The 2,568-nt window shown below is 66.3% G+C and carries 3 protein-coding genes; all 3 read left to right on the top strand.

The genetic code is table 11. The features are described from left to right. Window positions 1–60 precede the first annotated feature (60 nt). The 3 genes from cbbX to rpe are packed head-to-tail and all read left to right on the top strand — an operon-like array spanning window position 61 to window position 2,468. The gene (gene cbbX, locus CF70_RS29135) at window positions 61–975 is read left to right on the top strand and encodes a CbbX protein (protein WP_035873601.1); all 915 of its coding nucleotides are present in this window, start codon (window positions 61–63) and stop codon (window positions 973–975) included. A 10-nt stretch (window positions 976–985) separates the two neighbouring features. Continuing rightward, entirely contained in the window at window positions 986–1,750 is a 765-nt protein-coding gene (locus CF70_RS29130; protein ID WP_035873565.1) for an HAD family hydrolase, read from the top strand. A gap of 1 nt (window position 1,751) precedes the next feature. After that, window positions 1,752–2,468: a ribulose-phosphate 3-epimerase gene (gene rpe, locus CF70_RS29125; RefSeq protein WP_035873563.1), complete on the top strand. Its 717-nt coding sequence runs from the start codon at window positions 1,752–1,754 to the stop codon at window positions 2,466–2,468. Window positions 2,469–2,568 lie beyond the last annotated feature (100 nt).

Genomic DNA, 2,568 nt, shown 5'->3' with positions numbered 1-2,568 from the left:
CGCCCCGAAGGTAGCCGCTACTGAGTCCGCAGCATCTCGTCGACAATCATGGAGGACGCCATGTCAGCGCCGGAATCACCCTCGCACCTGCAGCCGCCTGGCACGCTGGCGGAAGTGCTCGCCAGTTCGGGAATCGCTGATTTGCTGGCACAGCTTGACCGCGAACTGATCGGGCTGGCGCCAGTGAAAGGGCGCATCCGCGATATCGCCGCGCTGCTGCTGGTGGACAAGCTGCGGGCGGCGCGCGGGTTCAGCGCCGGCGCGCCCAGCCTGCATATGTGCTTCACCGGCAATCCCGGTACCGGAAAGACCACCGTGGCCATGCGCATGGCGCAGATTCTCCATCAACTCGGCTACGTGCGCCGGGGGCACCTGGTGGCGGTCACGCGCGATGACCTTGTCGGCCAGTACATTGGCCACACCGCGCCCAAGACCAAGGAAATCCTGAAGAAGGCGATGGGCGGTGTGCTGTTCATCGACGAGGCCTACTACCTCTACCGGCCCGAGAACGAGCGCGATTACGGCCAGGAAGCCATCGAGATCCTGCTGCAGGTGATGGAGAACAACCGTGACGACCTGGTGGTGATCCTGGCCGGCTACAAGGACCGCATGGACCGGTTCTTCGAATCCAATCCGGGCATGTCCTCGCGCGTCGCGCACCACATCGACTTTCCCGACTACCAGGTCGACGAACTGGGACAGATTGCGGACCTGATGCTTGGCGAGATGCAGTATCGCTTCGATGAGCAAAGCCGCGCGGTCTTTGCCGACTACCTTGCGCGCCGCATGGCGCAGCCGCATTTTGCCAACGCCCGCAGCGTGCGCAACGCGCTCGACCGCGCGCGGCTGCGGCACGCCTCCCGCCTGCTGCAGGATCCCGGCGTGGTCGCGGACGACCTCGCGCTGACCACCATCACCGCCCCCGACCTGCTCGCCAGCCGCGTGTTCGCGCCGGCAGCCCCGGCAGACCAATGAGGAGTGAGCCATGCAAGCCCTGATCTTCGATGTCGACGGTACCCTTGCCGATACCGAGTCCGCGCATCTCCAGGCCTTCAATGCGGCGTTTGCCGAAGTCGGCCTCGACTGGTGCTGGGACGTGCCGCTCTACACGCGGCTGCTCAAAGTGGCCGGCGGCAAGGAGCGGCTGCTGCATTACTGGCGCATGGCGGACCCCGAGGAGGCCCGCGGGAGCCAGGTGCGCGAGACCATCGAGGCGGTGCATGCCATCAAGACCCGTCACTATGCCGAGCGAGTCAGCGGCGGCGCGCTGCCGTTGCGCCCGGGCATTGCGCGGCTGATCGAGGAGGCCGGCCAGTCCGGCATGCCTATCGCGATCGCCACTACCACTACGCCAGCCAACCTCGATGCGCTGCTGCGCGCGCCGTTGGGCGTAGCCTGGCGCCAGCGCTTCGCCGTCATCTGCGACGCAGGCACCACCGCCGGGAAGAAGCCGGCGCCGGATGTCTACCTGGCCGTGCTGGACCGGCTCGGCCTGGACTCGGCAGACTGCCTGGCGGTGGAGGATTCCGAGAATGGCTTGCGCGCCGCGCAGGCCGCGGGCATTCCCACCGTCATCACACCCACTGCCTATACCTCGCAGGACCGCTTCGACGGTGCGCTGCTGGTGCTCCCGCATCTGGGCGATCCGGAAGCACCCATGCCGCAGCACCTGCCGGGCGCGGACCACCGCTGGGCCGACCTGGCCGCGCTGCGCCGCTGGCATCGCGGCACCTTGTTCGAGGCAGCGTGATATGCATATCCATGACCATGCAAGCGGGAAAAGCACGGCGATTCGCCTGGCGCCGTCGATCCTGTCCGCAGACTTCGCCAGGCTGGGCGAGGAAGTGCGCGCGATCGAGGCGGCGGGTGCCGACCTCGTGCACTTCGACGTGATGGACAACCACTATGTGCCGAACCTGACCATCGGCCCGCTGGTGTGCGAGGCGATCCGTCCGCATGTGTCCATCCCCATCGATGTGCACCTGATGGTGGAGCCGGTCGATGCGCTGATCCCGATGTTCGCCAAGGCCGGCGCGTCGATCATCACCTTCCATCCGGAGGCTAGCCGTCATGTCGACCGCACCCTCGGATTGATTCGCGAGCATGGCTGCAAGGCGGGCCTGGTGTTCAATCCGGCCACGCCGCTGGACTACCTGGCGCATACGCTGGACAAGCTCGACATGGTGCTGCTGATGAGTGTGAACCCGGGCTTCGGCGGTCAGAAGTTCATTCCCGGCACGCTCGCCAAGCTGCGGGAGGTACGCGCGCGCATCGACCGGCACACGGATGCAGGCGGTCAGCCGGTCTGGCTCGAGATCGACGGCGGCGTGAAGCCCGACAACATTGCGGATATCGCCCGGGCGGGCGCGGATACCTTCGTCGCCGGCAGCGCGGTGTTCGGCGCGCCGGATGTCGACGGCGGCTATCGCGCCATCCTGCGGCATTTGCGCGAGGCGGCGCAGACATAGCGCTGCCCGGGCACGCCAAGTAAAGACAGATAAAAAAGAGGAGACCTGCCATGCCACATCAAAACCAGCCACACCGAATGACCTTGACGCAGTTCCTGAT

This window comes from Cupriavidus sp. SK-3, from assembly GCF_000611145.1.
Lineage (GTDB): Bacteria > Pseudomonadota > Gammaproteobacteria > Burkholderiales > Burkholderiaceae > Cupriavidus.
This window is presented reverse-complemented; position numbering and strand designations above follow the sequence as displayed.